At 69.2% G+C, this 18,080-nt stretch carries 18 protein-coding genes; 10 read left to right on the forward strand and 8 right to left on the reverse strand.

The window, feature by feature from the left end; translation table 11 throughout:
• The first annotated feature begins 64 nt into the window (after positions 1-64).
• The 8 genes from JNUCC0626_RS49120 (at position 65) to JNUCC0626_RS49155 (ending at position 8,360) form a co-directional block, all read left to right on the forward strand.
• Positions 65-556 carry a GNAT family N-acetyltransferase gene (locus JNUCC0626_RS49120; protein ID WP_394617465.1) on the forward strand — a complete coding sequence of 164 codons (492 nt, stop codon included), beginning with the start codon at positions 65-67 and terminating at the stop codon, positions 554-556.
• Between the two features lie 75 nt (positions 557-631).
• A complete protein-coding gene (thrS, locus tag JNUCC0626_RS49125; protein WP_394622267.1) occupies positions 632-2,638 on the forward strand; it encodes a threonine--tRNA ligase in 2,007 nt (668 codons plus the stop codon).
• Positions 2,635-3,183: an HIT family protein gene (locus tag JNUCC0626_RS49130; protein WP_394617466.1), complete on the forward strand. Its 549-nt coding sequence runs from the start codon at positions 2,635-2,637 to the stop codon at positions 3,181-3,183. Before thrS ends, JNUCC0626_RS49130 begins: the two co-directional genes overlap by 4 nt.
• Before the next feature lie 371 nt (positions 3,184-3,554).
• Positions 3,555-4,394, forward strand: coding sequence for a helix-turn-helix domain-containing protein (locus JNUCC0626_RS49135; protein WP_394617467.1), 840 nt, complete (start codon positions 3,555-3,557; stop codon positions 4,392-4,394).
• A 391-nt stretch (positions 4,395-4,785) separates the two neighbouring features.
• Positions 4,786-5,388: a phosphatidylinositol phosphate synthase gene (pgsA, locus tag JNUCC0626_RS49140; protein ID WP_394617468.1), complete on the forward strand. Its 603-nt coding sequence runs from the start codon at positions 4,786-4,788 to the stop codon at positions 5,386-5,388.
• Positions 5,385-6,287 (forward strand): phosphatidylinositol mannoside acyltransferase, encoded by a 903-nt coding sequence (locus JNUCC0626_RS49145; RefSeq protein ID WP_394617469.1) that lies wholly within the window; start codon positions 5,385-5,387, stop codon positions 6,285-6,287. Before pgsA ends, JNUCC0626_RS49145 begins: the two co-directional genes overlap by 4 nt.
• Before the next feature lie 13 nt (positions 6,288-6,300).
• Positions 6,301-7,413 carry a glycosyltransferase family 4 protein gene (locus JNUCC0626_RS49150; RefSeq protein ID WP_394617470.1) on the forward strand — a complete coding sequence of 371 codons (1,113 nt, stop codon included), beginning with the start codon at positions 6,301-6,303 and terminating at the stop codon, positions 7,411-7,413.
• A complete protein-coding gene (locus JNUCC0626_RS49155) occupies positions 7,410-8,360 on the forward strand; it encodes an NUDIX hydrolase (RefSeq protein ID WP_394617471.1) in 951 nt (316 codons plus the stop codon). The genes JNUCC0626_RS49150 and JNUCC0626_RS49155 overlap by 4 nt, the downstream gene beginning before the upstream one ends.
• Before the next feature lie 11 nt (positions 8,361-8,371).
• Here the strand turns inward: JNUCC0626_RS49155 and JNUCC0626_RS49160 are convergent, their stop codons facing one another.
• From JNUCC0626_RS49160 to JNUCC0626_RS49175, 4 genes are read right to left on the reverse strand one after another with little or no spacing between them, the layout of a single operon-like run.
• Positions 8,372-9,364: a TIGR03842 family LLM class F420-dependent oxidoreductase gene (locus JNUCC0626_RS49160; protein ID WP_394617472.1), complete on the reverse strand. Its 993-nt coding sequence runs from the start codon at positions 9,362-9,364 to the stop codon at positions 8,372-8,374.
• A gap of 14 nt (positions 9,365-9,378) precedes the next feature.
• Positions 9,379-10,764 carry a dihydropyrimidinase gene (gene hydA, locus JNUCC0626_RS49165; protein WP_394617473.1) on the reverse strand — a complete coding sequence of 462 codons (1,386 nt, stop codon included), beginning with the start codon at positions 10,762-10,764 and terminating at the stop codon, positions 9,379-9,381.
• Entirely contained in the window at positions 10,761-11,603 is an 843-nt protein-coding gene (locus JNUCC0626_RS49170; protein WP_285641124.1) for a nitrilase-related carbon-nitrogen hydrolase, read from the reverse strand. The genes hydA and JNUCC0626_RS49170 overlap by 4 nt, the downstream gene beginning before the upstream one ends.
• Positions 11,600-13,108: an NCS1 family nucleobase:cation symporter-1 gene (locus tag JNUCC0626_RS49175; protein ID WP_394617474.1), complete on the reverse strand. Its 1,509-nt coding sequence runs from the start codon at positions 13,106-13,108 to the stop codon at positions 11,600-11,602. Before JNUCC0626_RS49175 ends, JNUCC0626_RS49170 begins: the two co-directional genes overlap by 4 nt.
• Before the next feature lie 143 nt (positions 13,109-13,251).
• Between JNUCC0626_RS49175 and JNUCC0626_RS49180 the strand changes: the two genes are divergently transcribed.
• The gene (locus tag JNUCC0626_RS49180) at positions 13,252-13,953 is read left to right on the forward strand and encodes a hypothetical protein (RefSeq protein WP_394617475.1); all 702 of its coding nucleotides are present in this window, start codon (positions 13,252-13,254) and stop codon (positions 13,951-13,953) included.
• Here JNUCC0626_RS49180 and JNUCC0626_RS49185 read toward each other — a convergent pair.
• Genes JNUCC0626_RS49185 through JNUCC0626_RS49195 form a run of 3 tightly spaced genes read right to left on the reverse strand, consistent with a single transcriptional unit; the run spans position 13,934 to position 15,825 of the window.
• Positions 13,934-14,437 (reverse strand): hypothetical protein, encoded by a 504-nt coding sequence (locus JNUCC0626_RS49185; RefSeq protein WP_394617476.1) that lies wholly within the window; start codon positions 14,435-14,437, stop codon positions 13,934-13,936. The genes JNUCC0626_RS49180 and JNUCC0626_RS49185 overlap by 20 nt on opposite strands.
• 47 nt (positions 14,438-14,484) lie before the next feature.
• Positions 14,485-15,099 carry a class I SAM-dependent methyltransferase gene (locus JNUCC0626_RS49190; RefSeq protein WP_394617477.1) on the reverse strand — a complete coding sequence of 205 codons (615 nt, stop codon included), beginning with the start codon at positions 15,097-15,099 and terminating at the stop codon, positions 14,485-14,487.
• An 18-nt stretch (positions 15,100-15,117) separates the two neighbouring features.
• Complete coding sequence (locus JNUCC0626_RS49195) at positions 15,118-15,825, reverse strand: MerR family transcriptional regulator (protein ID WP_394617478.1); 708 nt, start codon at positions 15,823-15,825, stop codon at positions 15,118-15,120.
• A gap of 129 nt (positions 15,826-15,954) precedes the next feature.
• Here JNUCC0626_RS49195 and JNUCC0626_RS49200 point away from each other — a divergent pair, with 129 nt between their 5' ends.
• Positions 15,955-16,398, forward strand: a complete 444-nt coding sequence (locus tag JNUCC0626_RS49200; protein WP_394617479.1) for a hypothetical protein — start codon at positions 15,955-15,957, stop codon at positions 16,396-16,398.
• Between the two features lie 33 nt (positions 16,399-16,431).
• On the opposite strand, the gene JNUCC0626_RS49205 is transcribed toward JNUCC0626_RS49200, so the two are convergent.
• Positions 16,432-18,024 (reverse strand): PucR family transcriptional regulator, encoded by a 1,593-nt coding sequence (locus JNUCC0626_RS49205; protein WP_394617480.1) that lies wholly within the window; start codon positions 18,022-18,024, stop codon positions 16,432-16,434.
• Positions 18,025-18,080: the final 56 nt, after the last annotated feature.

The following is an 18,080-nucleotide window of genomic DNA, read 5'->3' on the forward strand; positions in this document are numbered from 1 at the left end:
GAAAAACCACTCAGAAGCGGGTACGTAGGTAAAGCGGTTGCGCGGACCGGCTTCAATCGGGGGCATGGAACTCGTACCGCTCCGCCTGGAGTTCGCCGCCGCCATGCTCGCCGGTGGGCCGCAGGACGACGAGGTCGCCCGGTTCACGGGCAGCCATCAGACGTTCGAACTGGCGGACGTCGAGGCCTACATCGAGCGGACCCTGAACGACCCGAACCGCTACACCCGCGCCATCACCGAGGACGGGAAGTTCCTCGGCGAGGTCGTGCTTACGATCGATCCGCCCAACCGGTCCGCCGGGCTGCGGATCGTGCTGTGGGACGGGTTCGGCAAGGGCTACGGGACGATCGCTCTCCAGCACGTGCTGGACCACGCGTTCACCGAGCGCGGCCTGCACCGGGTGGACCTCGAGGTGTACGACTTCAACGAGCGGGCCATCCACGTGTACAAGAAGCTGGGCTTCCGCGAGGAGGGCCGGCTCCGCGACGCCCTGCTCTGGGACGGCGTCTTCCACGACGCGATCGTCATGTCCATCTTGAGCACCGATAACATCTGATCCGCAATCAACTCGTCGAACGTAGGAGTCACCGTGTCCGAGTCGCGCCCAGCAGTCGCCCAGAACCCGCCTCGCGTGGTGGTTCCGGCGGGGACGACGGCGGGCACGGCCGTGCGCGAAGCCGGCCTCCCGGGCAAGGGCGCCGACGCCGTCGTCGTCGTGCGCGACGCCGAGGGTCACCTGCGCGACCTGTCGTGGACCCCGCAGGTCGACGTCGAGGTTGAGGCCGTCGCCGCGGACACCGAGGACGGCCGCAGCGTCATCCGCCACTCCGCCGCGCACGTGCTGGCGCAGGCCGTGCAGCAGCAGTTCCCCGAGGCCAAGCTCGGCATCGGCCCGCCCGTGAAGGACGGCTTCTACTACGACTTCCAGGTCGAGAAGCCGTTCACGCCCGAGGACCTGCAGGCGCTCGAGAAGCGCATGAAGCAGATCATCAAGTCCTCGCAGCGGTTCTCGCGCCGCGTCGTCGAGTCGATCGACTCCGCGAAGGCCGAGTTGGCCAAGGAGCCGTTCAAGCTGGAGCTCGTCGACATCAAGAGCGACGTCGACACCAGCGAGATCATGGAGGTCGGCGGCGGCGAGCTGACGATCTACGACAACGTCGACCCGCGCTCGGGCGAGCAGGTGTGGGGCGACCTGTGCCGCGGCCCGCACGTGCCGACCACCAAGCACATCCCGGCGTTCAAGCTGACCCGCGTGGCCGCCGCGTACTGGCGCGGCAACGAGAACAACCCGCAGCTGCAGCGCATCTACGGCACCGCGTGGGAGTCGCAGGAGGCCCAGGACCTCTACCTGGAGCGCCTCGCCGAGGCCGAGCGCCGCGACCACCGCAAGCTCGGTGTCGAGCTCGACCTGTTCTCGTTCCCGGACGAGATCGGCTCCGGCCTCGCGGTGTTCCACCCCAAGGGCGGCATCATCCGCAAGGCGATGGAGGACTACTCCCGCCAGCGGCACACCGAGGCGGGCTACGAGTTCGTCTACTCGCCGCACATCACCAAGGGCAAGCTGTTCGAGGTCTCCGGTCACCTGGACTGGTACAAGGACGGCATGTACCCGGCGATGCACCTCGACGCCGAGGTCGACGAGGACGGCACCGTCCGCAAGCCCGGCCAGGACTACTACCTGAAGCCGATGAACTGCCCGTTCCACGACCTGATCTTCAAGTCGCGCGGGCGGTCGTACCGCGAGCTGCCGCTGCGCATGTTCGAGTTCGGCTCGGTGTACCGCTACGAGAAGTCCGGCGTGGTGCACGGCCTGACCCGAGTGCGCGGCATGACGCAGGACGACGCGCACATCTTCTGCACCCGCGACCAGATCCGCGACGAGCTGAAGTCGTTGCTGAACTTCGTGCTCGATCTGCTGCGCGACTACGGCCTGGACGACTTCTACCTGGAGCTGTCGACCAAGAACCCGGAGAAGTTCGTCGGGCCCGACGACATCTGGGAGGAGGCGACCGCGACGCTCGCGTCGGTTGCCGAGGAGTCCGGCCTGGACCTCGTGCCCGACCCCGGCGGTGCCGCGTTCTACGGCCCGAAGATCTCGGTGCAGGCGAAGGACGCGCTCGGCCGCACCTGGCAGATGTCGACGATCCAGCTCGACTTCATGCTGCCGGAGAAGTTCGAACTGGAGTACACCGGTCCGGACGGCTCGCGCCAGCGCCCGGTCATGATCCACCGCGCCCTGTTCGGCACGGTCGAGCGCTTCTTCGGCGTGCTGACCGAGCACTACGCGGGCGCGTTCCCGGCGTGGCTCGCTCCCGTCCAGGTCATGGGCATCCCGGTCACGTCCGAGAACGCCGACCACCTGTTCGCGGTGAAGGACGTGCTGCGCCGCAAGGGCATCCGGGTCGACGTGGACGCGTCCGACGACCGCATGCAGAAGAAGATCCGCAACCACACCATGCAGAAGGTGCCGTTCATGCTCCTGGCCGGTGCCAAGGACGTGGAGGCGAACGCGGTGTCGTTCCGGTTCCGCGACGGCACGCAGATCAACGGCGTGCCGGTGGAGCGGGCCGTGGAGCAGATCGTGGAGTGGGTCGGCCGTCGCGAGAACGCCTCGCCCACGGCGGAACTGCTCTCGTGACGCCTGAGTACTCCGCTCAGGACGGTGTGGGGGTCCCGGACGCGTTGCAGCGCCTGTGGACCCCGCACCGCCTGTCGTACGTGCAGGGGGCCGGCAAGGCCGCCGGTGACGAACCCGCCGGGTGCCCGTTCTGCCAGGTGGTCTCGCTGTCCGACGAGGACGGCCTGATCATCGCGCGCGGCGCCGAGGTGTTCGCGCTGCTCAACCTGTACCCGTACAACCCGGGGCACCTGATGGTGCTGCCGTACCGGCACGTCGCGGACTACACGTCGCTGACGGTGTCGGAGGTCGCCGAGCTCGGCGCCTTCACGCAGAAGGCGATGCGGGTGGCGCGGCACGTGGCGGCACCGCACGGGTTCAACATCGGCATGAACCAGGGCGTCGTCGCCGGCGCCGGGATCGCCGCCCACCTGCACCAGCACGTGGTGCCGAGGTGGGGTGGGGACGCGAACTTCATGCCGGTCATCGGGCACACCAAGGTGCTGCCCCAGCTGCTGGGCGAGACCCGGCAGCTGCTCGCCGACGGCTGGAAGGCCGTCGACTGATCGGTTTTCTCCCGGGACCGCGATGACGTCTTGCTCGACGTCGTCGCGGTCTTGTTGTTTTTCGGGGGTTTGCGAGCTAAACCGAGCGTTTAGTCGAGGTCACGGTGATTGAACCCCGTACTAATTGTTGGACAAAAGAGTGACAAAAACCACTCAGTTTGTCCGGTGCAGACAATCCGCCAAGTTTCCACGTGGCCAGGAATAGCTTTCGACTACGTCTTTCGGGTGCATTTCTTCGGTCGATCGAGACGTAACACCAGCACAAAGCGATTCCAGGTAGGTGAGATCACCCACCTGGAGGTGTCAACTGCGAGTCAAGTCCCCGCCTATGGCCGATCGTCTCACTGTGCGCGAATGGTTACGGTGCGAACATGACCGCACCTGAGCGTTCGCGATTAGCGAGAGAGCGGCTTTCGCGTGAACTACGCCGGTTGCGCACCGAGGCGAAGATGACCGGCACGGCCACCGCCCGTGCCACCGGGATGAGCCAGTCAAAGCTGTCGAAGATCGAGAACGGCATGCTGCTCCCGTCCGTGACGGACGTGGAGCGTCTCGTGGCGGAACTGGCCGCCGCGAGAGAGACGCGCATCGAACTGGTCGAACTCGCCAGGTCGCTGCACGCGGAGGCGGAAACCCGCCGCGTCGTGCTGCACCGAGGAGCGCACCGCCACCAGCAGACGATCACCCGCGTGGAGGCGCGGGCTGCGACGTCGAGGTTCTTCCAGGTCAACCTGGTCCCCTCGCTGCTGCAGTCCGAGGCCTACCTGCGGGTCGTGCTGGGGACGATGCCGCATTCGGAGCAGGAGGCCGCGGTGGCCGCCCTGCGCACCCGCCGTTCCCGGATGGACGACCTGGCCAAGCAGTTCGTGTTCGTGCTCTCCGAAAGCGCCCTGCGCTGGCGGATGGGCTCGGCCGACCTGATGGCCGAACAGGTCGAACACCTGGCCGCCCTGCAACGCCGCCCGAACGTCCGCCTGGGCGTCGTGCCGTGGTCCGTCGACGCGAACATCGTCGCGCTGCACGGGTTCCACATCTACGACGAGCGCGTGGTGACGGTCAGCGTGCTGACCGGCAACGCCACCATCACCGACCCGCTGGACGTGCGCGAGTACCTCGCGTTGTTCGGCCGGCTGGAGAGGCTGGCGGTGCGAGGGGAGGAGTTGCAGGCGTTGCTGAAGCGCATCGCCGAGGACCACCGCCGGCTGGGGTAGCCGGGTTGAACCGCCGGGCTCGTGGGAGCGGCCTGGCACGAGTTGTGTGAGGGGGTTGGGCGGGCTGCCCGTGCTGGTTCGCCCGCCTGCCGTCTTCTGCCGCACCTGCCGGGTTGCCGGGCAACCCGCGCGTGTGAGCGGTCCGTTCGGAACCAGGGCGTGAACGGTCCGTTCGGCGCGCGCCTCGCACGCCTCGCACGCTTCGCACCACCCGCGAACCAGCCATTTCGGACACTCCGGCCCCTGCCTGCCCGCGCGCGCAATCCCCGGACGTCTCGCCCCTCCCGGCCTCGCCTCGCGGCTCCGGCACGTCCGGACCGTCCTGTGTCCCGCGTTCCGCGCCTACCCGTGGGACGCCTGTTTCAGCAGTCCAGCTAGGCTGCGACCTGCCATGCTGAACATCTTCGCTCGCGCGTCCGTCTCGCGCGTCACCGATCCGATCGGGGCGTGGCTGCTGGCGCGTGGCCTCACGCCCAACGCCGTGACCATCGCCGGCACGATCGGCGCCGTCGCCAGCGCGCTGTGGTTCATCCCCCGCGGACAGCTGTTCCTGGGCTGCGCGCTCGTGACGTTCTTCGTGCTCCTCGACCTGATCGACGGGGCCATGGCCCGCGCGCAGGGGCCCACGAAGTTCGGGGCCGTGCTCGACGCCACCTGCGACCGCATCGCGGACGGGGCGTTGTTCGCGGCGCTCACCTGGTACGCGTTCGACACCGGCAACCGGTGGACGGCGGCGGCCGGGTTCATCTGCCTGGTGGCCTCGCAGGTCATCTCCTACGTCAAGGCGCGCGCCGACGCGTCCGGGCTCAGCGCCGACGGTGGGTTGGCGGAGCGGGCCGAGCGGTTCATCGTCGCTTTGATCGGGGCCGGGGTGCAGGGGCTCGGTGTGCCGTACCTGATGGACATCTCGCTGTGGTTGCTCGCGGCCATGACGGTGGTGACGGTGTTGCAGCGCATCACGGCCGTCGCGAAGTCCGCCAAGGAGGCGGCGTGAACCTCGCGACGCTCGGGTACGGCGCCGGGTGGCGGTTGATCAGGTTGCTGCCCGAGTCGTGGGCGCGCGGGTTGTTCCGGGCCGGGGCGGACTACGCGGCCAGGAAGAACGGTGGCGGGGTCCAGCAGCTCAGGAAGAACCTCCGCAGGGTCGTGCCCCAGGCCGGCGAGGAGGAGCTCGACGAACTCGTCCGGGACTCGCTGCGGTCGTACGCGCGGTACTGGCGCGAGGCGTTCCGGCTACCGTCGATGGACCTGAAGAAGGCGTACGAGAAGTGCGACTCGCAGGTGTCCGGGGTGGAGAACCTCGACGCGGCCATCAAGAACGGCACGGGCGCGGTGGTGGCGCTGCCGCACAGCGGCAACTGGGACATGGCGGGCGTGTGGCTCGTCGGGCACTCCGGCACGTTCACCACGGTGGCGGAGCGGCTCAAGCCCGAGTCGCTGTACCGGAAGTTCGTGGAGTTCCGCGAGACGCTGGGCTTCGAGGTGCTGCCGCTCAACGGGGGTGACCGTCCACCTGCGACGGTGCTCGCCGAACGCCTGCGCGACAACAAGGTCGTGTGCCTGCTGGCCGACCGGGACCTGACGTCGTCGGGCGTGCCCGTGACGTTCTTCGGTGAGCAGACGCTGATGCCCGCCGGTCCGGCCCATCTGGCGGCCACGACCGGGGCGGCGTTGCTGCCGGTCGGGTGCTGGTTCACCGAGGACGGCTGGCACTTCCGGATCCACCCGCCGATCAAGGTCAGCACGGTGCAGGCCGCCACGCAGGCCGTTGCCGACGTGTTCGCCGCCGACATCGCCGCGCACCCCGCCGACTGGCACATGTTGCAGCAGCTCTGGCTCTCCGACCTGCCGGAGAAGCGGCGCGCGGCGCTGGCCAGGAGGCTCGCGCGGTGAAGGTCGTGGCCAGGTGAAGATCGGTATCGTCTGCCCGTACTCGCTCGACGTGCCCGGGGGAGTGCAGGCGCACGTCGTCGACCTCGCGCGCGCCCTCATCGGCCTGGGTCACACCGTGGACGTCTTCGCGCCGGCCGACGACGACCAGGCGCTGCCGCCGTTCGTCACGTCCGCGGGCCGCGCGGTCGCCATCCCGTACAACGGATCCGTGGCACGACTGAGCTTCGGCCCCGTCTCGTACGCGCGGGTGCGCCGCTGGATCGACGAGCACCAGTTCGACGTCCTGCACCTGCACGAGCCGACGGCACCGTCCCTGTCGTTCCTCGCGCTGGTGGTCGCGGACGGCCCGATCGTCGCCACCTTCCACACCTCGACGCCGCGCTCGAAGATGCTGTCGGCGTTCCAGCCCGTGCTGCAGCCGTTCCTCGAGAAGGTCACGGCCCGCATCGCCGTGTCGGCACTGGCGCGGCGCGTGCAGGTCGAGCACCTCGGCGGTGACGCGGTGGAGATCCCGAACGGCGTCGACGTCGACTTCTTCGCCTCGGCGTCCACTTTGGACGGCTATCCGCGGACAGGCGGCACCATCGGTTTCGTCGGCCGCTACGACGAACCGCGCAAGGGCATGCCGGTGCTGTGGGAGGCGTTCGGCCTGATCGCCGACGAGTTCCCGGACCTGCGCCTGCTCGTCGTGGGCCGGGGCGAGAACCCGTTCGAGGGCCGCTTCGCCGACCGGGTCGACCTGCTCGGCCAGGTGAGCGACGAGGACAAGGCCCGGATGCTGCGGTCGATCGACGTCTACGTCGCCCCGAACACCGGCGGCGAGTCGTTCGGCATCATCCTCACCGAGGCCATGTCCGCGGGCACCGCCGTGGTGGCGTCGGACCTCGACGCGTTCCGCCGCGTGCTCGACGACGGCAAGGCGGGCGTGCTCTTCCCGGTGAGCGACGCCGCCGCGCTGGCCGACGCCCTGCGCTCCGTCCTGCACGACTCGGCCCTGCGCGCCGAGTACGTGTCCGTTGCGTCCCAACGGGTCCAGGCCTTCGACTGGTCCGTCGTCGCCTCGCAGGTCCTGCGCGTCTACGAGACCGCCATCGCCGCCGACCCGCGCCGGGTGAGCGAGGCATGACCACCGCACTGGTCGTAGTGGTCGTAGCCCTGCTGCTCGCCACCTGGATCCTGCGCATCGCGAACCGCCTGGACCGCCTGCACGTCCGCACCGACGCGGCCTGGGCAGCCGTCGACGCCGCCCTGGCCCGCCGCGCCGTCGTCGTCCGAGCCCTTCTGGACCCGGCCCTGTCCGCCGCGGCGTCCAAGGCCGAGGCCGCGTCCCGCGCCGACCGCGAAGAGGCCGAGAACGAACTCTCCGCTCTCCTGGGAGCCCTCGACCGCTCAGCGTTGGCCCCGGCCCTGGCCTTCGAACTCGCCGACGCCGAGGAACGAGTGGTGCTCGCCCGCCGCGTCCACAACGACGCCGTCCGCGACACCCTGCTGCAACGCCGCCGCCGCGTCGTCCGCTGGCTGAGGCTCGCAGGCACCGCCCCGCAACCGTCGTACTTCGAGATCGCCGAACCCGCCGCCCCGTCCGACGCGGTGATGCTGAAGCCCCGCCCCTCGGCCCGCGTCGTGCTGACCGACCACGACGGCAGAGTCCTGCTGTTCCAGGGCTTCGACCCGGCCCGCCCGCAGGAGTCGTTCTGGTTCACCGTCGGCGGCGGCGTCGAGGAGGGCGAGGAACTGCGCGAAACCGCCCTGCGCGAGGCCTTCGAGGAAACGGGCCTGAAGCTCGTGGCCGACGATCTGGTCGGCCCGGTATGGCGGCGGCGTGCGGTGTTCAGCTTCGACGGCGAGACGTTCGACGCCGAGGAGTGGTTCTTCCACGCCACCGTCGCCGAGGCCCCTCCCGTCGACACGTCGGGCTTCAACGACGTGGAGGAAACCTCGATCACGGCGTTCCGGTGGTGGAGCGCGGAGGAGCTGGAGGCGGCCGAGGACACCGTGTACCCGGTGCAGCTGGCCGAACTGCTGCCGAGCCTGCGGACCGAGTGGGACGGAGAGACCCGCACGGTCCGCTAGCCGGACGGCACCTAGACGGCGGAGATGATCGCCGATCCGTAGGCGTCGCGGGTCTTGTCCTTCTCGTCGTGCATCAGGTACAGCGCGAAGTTGTCGACCCCGATCTCCTTCAACTCCTGCAACCGCTCGATGTGCGCGGATTCCGGGCCCACCAGGCAGAAGCGGTCCACGATCGCGTCCGGCACGAAGTCGGTGGAACGGTTGCCCGCCTTGCCGTGGTGGGCGTAGTCGTAGCCCTCGCGGTCCTTGATGTAGTCGGTCAGGGCCTTGGGCACGACGCCCGAATCCCCGTACCGCGCAACGAGGTCCGCCACGTGGTTGCCGACCATGCCACCGAACCACCGCAGTTGGTCGCGTTGGTGAGCGAGGTCCGTGCCGACGTACGCGGGGGCGGCCACGCACATCGTGATCGCCGACGGGTCACGCCCAGCCGCAACCGCCGCCTCACGCACGGAGCCGATGGTCCAGCGAGCGATGTCCGGGTCGGCGGTCTGCAGGATGAAGCCGTCGGCCTGCTCACCGACCATCTTCAACGCGCGCGGACCGTAGGCGGCCATCCACATCTCGAGCTTTCCGTTGCGCACCCACGGAATCTGCACGGGCGTGCCGTGGTGCTCGACCTCTCGCCCCTCCGCCAGCTCCTTGATCACGTGCATCGCGGAGCCCAGCGTGGCCAGGGAGGCCGGTTTCTGGCCGATCACGCGGCGGGCCGAGTCGCCTCGGCCGATGCCGCAGACCGTGCGGTTGCCGAACATGTCGTTCAGGGTGGCGAACAACGACGCCGTCACCGACCAGTCGCGCGTCGACGGGTTGGTGACCATCGGGCCGATGACCAGGTCGCGGGTCGCGGCGAGCACCTGCGAGTAGATGACGAACGGTTCCTGCCACAGCACGCAGGAGTCGAACGTCCAGCCGTAGCGGAAGCCGCAGTCCTCGGCCGCGCGAAGGCCTTCCACCACGTCCCGCGCCGGCGGGTCGGTCTGAAGCACTACACCGAAGTCCACGGGTGGCGCCTTTCCTAGACGAGGTACTGGTTGAGGTCGCGGGTCACGAAGCGGCCGTGGCCCGTCGAGCCGTGGTAGGCGCCGTCGGCGATCACCTTGCGGCCGCGCGAGAACACGGTCTCGACGGCACCGGTGAGCTCGAAGCCCTCGTAGGCCGAGTAGTCCACGGCCATGTGGTGCGTGTCGGCGGAGATCGTCTGGGACGCCTGAGGGTCGTAGATCACGACGTCCGCGTCGGCTCCCGGTGCGATCACGCCCTTGCGCGGGTACATGCCGAACATGCGCGCGGGTGTGGTGGCGACGATCTCGACCCAGCGTTCGCGGGTGATCTCACCCTTCACGACGCCCTGGTGCAGCAGGTCGACGCGGTGTTCGACGCCGGGCATGCCGTTCGGGATCTTCGAGAAGTCGCCGACACCGAGCTGCTTCTGGTCCTTGAAGCAGAACGGGCAGTGGTCGGTGCTCACGACGGAGAGGTCGTTGGTGCGCAACCCCCGCCACAACGACGACTGGTGTTCCTTGGGACGCAACGGCGGCGACGCCACGTACTTCGCGCCCTCGAACCCGGGACGGGCCAGGTCCTCCAGCGAGAGGTAGAGGTACTGCGGGCACGTCTCGGCGAACACGTTCTGGCCCGTGTCCCGCGCGGCCGTCACGGCGTCAAGCGCTTGCGACGCCGAGAGGTGCACGATGTAGAGCGGCGACCCGGTCACCTTCGCGAGCTGGATCGCGCGGGACGTGGCCTCGCCCTCCAGCTCTGGCGGCCTGGTCAGGCCGTGCTGCACGGGGTCGCCGAGCCCGGACGCCAGTGCCTGCGCGACGAGCTGGTCGATCGCGATGCCGTTCTCCGCGTGCATCATGATCGTGGCACCGGTCTCGCGCGCCTTCTGCATGGCGCGCAGGATCTCGCCGTCGGTCGCGTAGAACACGCCGGGGTAGGCCATGAACATCTTGAAGCTGTTCACCCCGGCCGCGATGCAGGACTCCATCTCCTTCAGCGACTCGTCGGTCACGTCGGAGATGATCATGTGGAAGCCGTAGTCGACCGCGCAGTTGCCGTCGGCCTTGGTGTGCCACTTGTCCAGAGTGGACAACAACGACGAACCCTTGGGCTGCACGGCGAAGTCGACGATCGTGGTCGTGCCGCCCCACGCCGCCGCGATCGTGCCGGTCTCGAACGTGTCCGCGGACTGGGTGCCGCCGAACGGCATCTCCATGTGCGTGTGCGCGTCGATGCCGCCGGGGATCACGTACTTCCCGGCCGCGTCGATCACCTCGTCGGCCTGCACCTTGAAACCGGGGGTCACGAGGGCCGCGATGTGCTCGCCCTCGATCAGCACGTCGGCGGCGTGCGAACCGGTCGCGTTGATGACCAGGCCGTTGCGGATCAGGACACTCACGGCGTCACCAGGCCCTCGTAGGTGTCGGGACGGCGGTCGCGGTAGAAGGCCCACGTGTCGCGGACCTCGGTCAGCAGGTCCAGGTCGAGGTCGCGCACCACGAGCTCTTCCTCGGTGTCGGACGCCGCGTCGCCGACGAGCTGGCCGCGCGGTGACACGAAGTACGTCTGGCCGTAGAACTCGTTGTCACCCAACGGTTCCACGCCCACCCGGTTGATCGCGCCGACGAAGTACTCGTTCGCGACGGCCGCGGCGGGCTGCTCCAGCTTCCACAGGTACTCGGAGAGCGATCGGGACGTCGCCGACGGGTTGAACACGATCTTCGCGCCCGCGAGCCCGAGAGCGCGCCAGCCTTCGGGGAAGTGGCGTTCGTAGCAGATGTAGACGCCGATGCGCCCGACCGCCGTGTCGAACGTCGGGTACCCGAGGTTGCCGGGCTTGAAGTAGAACTTCTCCCAGAAGCCCTTGACCTGCGGGATGTGGTTCTTGCGGTACTTGCCGAGGTACGTGCCGTCCGCGTCGATCACGGCCGCGGTGTTGTAGTAGACGCCCGGCTGCTCGACCTCGTACATCGGCACGATCAGCACGATGTTGTGCTGAGCGGCCACTTCCTGCATGAGCCGCGTGGTCGGACCGTCCGGAATGGACTCGGTGTAGGAGTAGAAGTCCGCGTCCTGCACCTGGCAGAAGTACGGTCCGTAGAAGAGCTCCTGGAGGCACAGCACCTGCGCGCCTTGAGAAGCGGCAGTGCGGATGTGCTCGACCGCGTTCGCGATCATCGACTCCTTGTCGCCCGTCCACTTCTGCTGGACGAGCGCCGCCCGGATGATGTTGCTCACCTGGTCGTCTCCTTTGCCGAGTTGTCCTTCAGAGCGAGGAAGACCAGGAAGCCGGCCGCGAAGCCGACGACCCAGTTGTAGTCGTAGAGGAACTTGAGGAACGGGATCAGCCCGTCCTCGGGGAACGGCCCGCCGTGCGCGCCGCCGACCGCGAGCACCGAGCCCACCAGCGTCGCCACGACCGCGCGCCAGTTCCAGCCGCCGTTGAACCAGTAGGCGCCGCGACCGTCGAGGTAGAGGTCGGCCAGCTCCAGCCGGGTCTTCTTGATCACCCAGTACCCGGCCACGAACACGCCGGCCACCGACGCGAGCAGGCCGCCGTAGAACCCGAGCCACGCGAAGATGTAGATGCTCGGGTCGGAGATCAGCCGCCACGGCTGGATCACGATGCCGATCACGCCGGTGATCAGGCCGCCGACCGCGAACGTGATCTTGCGCGGGAAGGCGTTCGAGAAGTCGTAGGACGGGCTGACGACGTTCGCCGCGAGGTTCGCCGAGATCGTCGCCAGCACCAGCGAGATCAACGCGATGATCACCAGGAACGTGTTGTCGAAGCGGGACGCGAGGTCCGCCGGGTCCCAGATCGCCTCGCCGTACAGCACGTGCGCGCCCGACGTCGTGAGGATCGCGACGATCGCGATGAACGACATCGTGGTCGGCAGACCGAGGATCTGCCCCGTCACCTGCTTCTTCTGCGAGCCACCGAACCGGGTGAAGTCCGGCATGTTCAACGACAGCGTCGACCAGAACGCGATCATGCCCATCAGCGCGGGGAAGAAGACCTTCCAGAAGTCCGGTCCCCAGCCGAGCGTGCTGCTCTGGTCGAGGATCGGCCCGAACCCACCGGCCTTCACCAGCACGTACCCGAGCAGGATCAGGAACCCGACGCTCACCAGCGGCGCCGTCCAGTTCTCGAACCGCCGGATCGCCTCCATGCCGCGCCAGATCACCAGCATCTGCACGACCCAGAAACCGAAGAAGCACAACCACAACGTCCACGGCTGCCCGCCGATCGACGACGCCTTGGTCCACCCGTCACCGGTCAGCCGCCCGATGATCACGTGCAGCGCCTTGCCGCCGACCCACGTCTGGATGCCGAACCAGGCGCACGCGATGAACGCGCGCAGCAACGCCACCAGGTTCGCGCCGCGGATGCCGTAGAACGCGCGGGCGAACACGGGGAACGGGATGCCGTACTTCGTGCCCGCGTGGCTGTTGAGCAGCATCGGCACCAGCACGATCAGGTTGCCGAGGGTGATCGTGAGGAACGCCTGCACCCAGTCCATGCCGATCGCGATCAACGACGCCGCGAGCGTGTAACTGGGGATGTTGTGCGCCATGCCCATCCACAGCGCGAAGAAGTTGTAGGTCGACCACGTCCGCTTCTCGACGGGGACGGGGGCGAGTTCGGGGTTGAAGAACCTGCTGTTCTCGATGGGACCTGTGTCGCTCAGTTCGACGCGGCCATCAGGTGTGACCTGGGGCGGTGAGGACTCGACTGCCATCGGACAACCCCCTGTTACGCTGCTGAAACAACGTCAACCCGGTCGGATTCCACCCCGGAATCCTGGGTCCGCCGCCGCAGGTGTGGCAGTGTCAGAGTGTCCACGCTTGTCATGATCGGCGCACATTGTGTTCCACTGGCGGCATGGGGATGTCGCGACGGGCGGTCCTGCTCGGGGGCGTCGGGGTGCTGGGAGCAGCGGGGACGTACGGCGCGCTGACCCCGCGCGGCCGTCGCCTGCTCGGCTGGACGGGCCCGGACGGGGTGGTGCCCGACGTCGCACCTGTACCTGTTCAGCCCATGCCGTGGGGTGCCTGGATGGGTGCGGCCGGGCCGGCGGTGCTCGTGCTGCACGGCCGCGGCGGCAGCGTCGGCTGGTGGGACCGGCTGGGCCTGCCGAGGTTCCTGCACGGACACGGGTTCCGGTGCGCCGTGGTCAACGGCGCCGACGACTACTGGGTGAACCTGACGCCACCGGTGGAGTTCGACGCCGCGCTCGGCGTGTCGATGGGCGGGTTCGGCGTGCTCGACCTCGCGTCCCGGCGGCCGCTGAAGGCCGTGGCCGCGATCAGCCCCGCGCTCTTCCCGTCCTGGGAGGACGCCGAGCGGATCAGCGGGTTCGCCTCCCGGGAGGTGTGGGAGGAGCACGAACCGTTGCGGCACAGCGAGAGGATCACGTCACCGGCCGGCGTGTGGTGCGGGGTCGAGGATCCGTTCCACGACCCGGCGCGGGACCTGGCGACGGCGATCGGCGCCACCGGGTCGTTCGAGCACGGCGAGCACACCGACGGCTACTGGCGCCGCGTGCTGCCGGACGCGCTGCGGTTCATCGCGCAGCGACTTTGAGCCGCACCACGGCCGTCCCGGCCTTGCGGTCGTGCCACGTCCGGGTGCCGCGCAGGTCCAGCGCCTCCACGATGGACAGCACCAGCAACACGAACCCGCTCACCAGCAGCAACGACGACAGCCAGCCCGCCGACCCGGCGCTCACGTGCTCGCCGACGACGACCCACGGCTGCTGCCACCCGAGAGTCGTCATCAGCGCGGGCTCCCGCCAGCCCAGACCGGTCAGCACGAGCACCGCGCCCGCGCCCGGGAGCGCGGTCGTGACGAGCGTGCGCGCCAGCACACGTCTGAGGTTCAGGCCGGACGCGGGGCCCACGACCCGCAACCCCGTGAGGGCCTTGCCGACGGTGTTCACGCGCAGCAGCAGAGCGTCGTACACCGCCGCACAGAGCACCACGGCAGCGGGTTCGTGGACCAACGGCCAGACCACGACCAGCACCAGGAGCCAGTCGAGCAGACGGGCGATCAGCCGACGAACGAGCATGATTCACGCTAAGCGGCGGACGACCGTCATAAGTGGCCAGTTCATGGTCAGTTGTCGCGGGTGAACTCGGCGACCCACCTGCCGTTGTCCCGCTTGATCGACCCGGCGGTGAGGCCGTCGGCGGCGAACGCCTCGATCTCGGACGGCGTGAGCGGCCACGGCGGACCGTCCGGGGTGGGGCCCTCGTCGCGGGCGACGGCGAGGACGAGCAACGTCGACCCGGTGAGCCAGGAGACCTTCGCGGTGGCCTCGGCGTGCATCTCCACGGGCAGCGCCTGGACCGTCATGTTCTCGACGACGAGGTCGAACCCGCGGTGCCACTCGGCGGGCGGGTTCAGCAGGTCGGCCACCACGTAGGACACCTTCGAGTCCGGGTGGCGCGCCTGGACGGCCGCGATGGCGGTGGGGGAGATGTCGAACGCGGTCACCTCGTACCCGCGCGAGGCGAGGAACTCCGAGTCGCGGCCGAGACCGCAGCCCACGACCAACGCGCGTCGGCCGGTGCCGTCGGAGGAGGTGGCCCATTCGACGAGGTGCGGTTGCGGATGGGGGACGTCCCACGGGACAGAGGCAGTGCCGGCGTCTGCCTCCGCGTAGAGCTCCTCGAACCATCCGGTCGGATTGGCGGCTTGCAGGCGGCGGGCGTCGTCATCAGCGGACATGACGACCACCCTGTCAGGTCATCTCGCGGCCCGCGCCTGGTTTACGTAGTCGACCAGGCCGTCGTCGGCGGGCCAGCCGATCTGGCTGCTGATCGACGTCTTGTGCTCGCTCCAAGAACGTTGTGCCGCAGCCTGGATCGCCGCGTCACCACCGGTGAACCTGGCGCCCAGCTCGTCCCACTGCCGGGCCAGGTCCACGACGCGCGGGTCCGACGGCGGGGTGCCGTCGGCCATGTGCTGCCGCAGTTGTTGGACGAGCTCCAACCAGGACGCCTTCAGTGCCTCGACGGCCTCGGGGCCCATCGCCGCCGCTCGCGACCGCATGTCGCCGAGCTGGTCCGAGGTGAAGTAGCTCTCGTACACGGACATCATCTCCAAAGTGGACAGAAGGGACTCGGTGGTGTGCCCGTCGAGCAACGCGGTGAGCCTCGACCGCAGTGCCTCCACCTGCTGGGCCTGCGCGGTCAGTGCGGCGAGCTGGGCCTCGAAAAGAGGGCGCAGCGAGTCCGAACGCGACAGTGCCGACCGGACCTCTTCCAGCGAGAGACCGAGCTGGCGCAGCGATCTCACCTGATAGAGGCGCCGGACGTCGTCCGGTGTGTACCGACGGTGACCGGAGGACGTGCGCTCGGAGGCGACGACCAACCCGATCTCGTCGTAGTGGTGCAGCGTGCGGACGGTCAGTCCACTCGCCTTGGCCAGGTCACCAACGCTCCAACGGGTCACCCCGATGACGGTAGGACCTCCCGTCGCGTGAGGTTCAAACCCTCACCACCCGATCGAGCGGGTTAATTCACGAACCGAACGCGCCGATGAAATCGAAGATCGGTCCCCAAAACCAGATTGAGGAAAACTGTGTCTCGTACCGGACTGTTCCGTGCCGCCGCCCTGCTCGCCGCCAGCGCCGCCCCGCTGCTCGCGGGTACGGCCAGCGCCGCCGAGCTCCCGCAGGTCGGCGCCGGCGTTCCCGAGGTCGGCGCGGACAAGCTGATCACCGACGCCACGCAGCACGCGAACCCGCTGGAGTCGGCCAACGCCGTCCAGCTGCCCCAGATCAAGGCCCCCGTCGGCGGCGACCTGCCGATCCCGGCCCTGCCGGGTGGCGCCGAGGAGCGCACCCTCCCGAACCCGGTCGCGGCCGAGCTCGGCACCCTCCCGTCGCTGCCGCACGCCCAGGACCTGACTGGCAACGCGCACGTCGGCGACCTGCAGGCTCCCGCGCTGTCCGACCTGCCGGCCAACAGCGTCGTGCCGAACCCGCACGTTCTCTCGGGCACCCTCCCGACGATCAACGGCTGAGTTCTCGCACGTCGAAAATGGGCCCGTGCGCGCTCACGGGCCCATTTCGTGCACCAGCAGCGCGACGTAGAGCGAGAGCACGGACTCCGGGTCCTCCAGCGAGACGCCGAGGACCTGTTCGATCCGTCCGAGCTGCTGGTAGTACGCGGTGCGGGAGAGGTGCGCGGCCGCCGCGGCCGCCGACTTGTTGCCGCCGTTCTCGCACAGGCACCGCAGCAGTTCGACCAGCCGGGACCCCTGCGCCGAATCGCGGCGCAGCAGCGGCCCCAGCTCGCGGTCCGCGAACGCCCGCACCCGTTCGTCCTCGCGCAGCAGGTGCAGCAGGCCGCGCAACCGCACGTCGTCGAGCCGGTGGTACAGCTGGGATCCCGGCGCCCGCAACGCCGCCCCGGCCACGTGCGCGGCCTCCCCGAGCGAGCGCCGAACGTCCGTTGTGGACGTCACGGTCGTGCCCACCGCGATCACCACGTCCGACGCCGCCGTGCGGTGGATCTCGCGGGCGACCTTGCGCAGGACCCCTTCCACCCCAACGGTCATCGGCACCGACAGCAGCGCGCGCACCGAGGTGTCGTCCACGACGCCGACCAGTGCCGCGACCGTGACGCGACGCGCGGCCAGTGCCGTCGCCTCGGCAAGATCACGCAGGACTTCCTGGGTGGCAAGCGTTTGCCCGTGCAGCACGGACACCGGGCGCACCGCGACGCCGATGAGCTGGCGTCGTTCGAGGGGCACACCGAGGGCCGCCGCCCGCGCGCCGAGGTCCGGTGACTGCGGCGACTGGCCGAGCAGCTGGGCGAGCAACGTCCGGTGCGTCTGGCGTTCCAACGACTCGCGGTCGCGGGCCACGAGCCGGTGCACGGCCAACGCCGAGGCGGCGCGTTCGGCGACCACGACGTGCCGGTGCGGCGGCGGCTCCGGCGAGACCATCACGAGCCGTCCCCAGTCGGCGCCGCGCGCCCCGACGATCGTGATCAGCCAGCCGGACGCGGTGTCGTAGGCGGTCCGTTCGGTGACGGTGACGGCCCGCGAGCGCGCGGCCCAGTCGTCCAGCAGCGTCACGGGGTCGTGCCCGGCGGCGTCGTAGGCGAGCACGTCGTGGCCGAGCGTCTCCAGCACGACCGCGAGCCCGGACGTCCGCGCGACCTCCCGCAGCACCTCGGAGGGTTCCGCGCCCGCGACCGTGAGCGCCGTGAACGTCTCGTGCACCTGCTCGGCGGCCCTCAGTTCGGCGAGCTGGGCGTCCACGATCAACCCGACGACGGCCTCGGTGACGGCGACGTACTTGGTCTCCTCGGTGAGCGTGACCAGCGGTAACCCGTGCCGTTCGGCCTCGGTGACCAGCGCGGCGGGCACGTCGTCGCGCCACCGGCGCCCGAGTTCGACGATCAATCCCGCGCAGCCGACCGCGGCCAGTTCCTCGACGTACCGCGCCAGCCCCGACTCGGGCAGCATCACGCCGGTCGTGAGCACGAGTTCGCCGCCGCGCAGCAGTGGCGCGATGTCTGCGATCTCCGCCACATGGACCCACCGGACCCGCCGGGCCAGGCCTGCCGATCCGGCGACCAGACGGGGCTTTCCCTGCCGGATCACCGGCAGAGCGACGACTTCGGCGACCGTCGGGTACATGGACACAACGTAATGCCAACCAGCCGATCCGGGTACACGTTGTGCATGGCGGCCCA

The organism is Lentzea sp. JNUCC 0626, from assembly GCF_043632865.1.
Classification (GTDB): domain Bacteria; phylum Actinomycetota; class Actinomycetes; order Mycobacteriales; family Pseudonocardiaceae; genus Lentzea.

What these genes read in the sequence shown, in the direction of transcription:
- JNUCC0626_RS49120 (WP_394617465.1), top strand. Translation starts at nt 65, where the DNA reads ATGGAACTCGTACCGCTCCGCCTGGAGTTCGCCGCCGCCATGCTCGCC.
- JNUCC0626_RS49135 (WP_394617467.1), top strand. Translation starts at nt 3,555, where the DNA reads ATGACCGCACCTGAGCGTTCGCGATTAGCGAGAGAGCGGCTTTCGCGT.
- pgsA (WP_394617468.1), top strand. Translation starts at nt 4,786, where the DNA reads ATGCTGAACATCTTCGCTCGCGCGTCCGTCTCGCGCGTCACCGATCCG.
- JNUCC0626_RS49155 (WP_394617471.1), top strand. Translation starts at nt 7,410, where the DNA reads ATGACCACCGCACTGGTCGTAGTGGTCGTAGCCCTGCTGCTCGCCACC.
- JNUCC0626_RS49175 (WP_394617474.1), bottom strand. Translation starts at nt 13,108, where the DNA reads ATGGCAGTCGAGTCCTCACCGCCCCAGGTCACACCTGATGGCCGCGTC.
- JNUCC0626_RS49180 (WP_394617475.1), top strand. Translation starts at nt 13,252, where the DNA reads ATGGGGATGTCGCGACGGGCGGTCCTGCTCGGGGGCGTCGGGGTGCTG.
- JNUCC0626_RS49185 (WP_394617476.1), bottom strand. Translation starts at nt 14,437, where the DNA reads ATGCTCGTTCGTCGGCTGATCGCCCGTCTGCTCGACTGGCTCCTGGTG.
- JNUCC0626_RS49190 (WP_394617477.1), bottom strand. Translation starts at nt 15,099, where the DNA reads ATGTCCGCTGATGACGACGCCCGCCGCCTGCAAGCCGCCAATCCGACC.
- JNUCC0626_RS49205 (WP_394617480.1), bottom strand. Translation starts at nt 18,024, where the DNA reads ATGTACCCGACGGTCGCCGAAGTCGTCGCTCTGCCGGTGATCCGGCAG.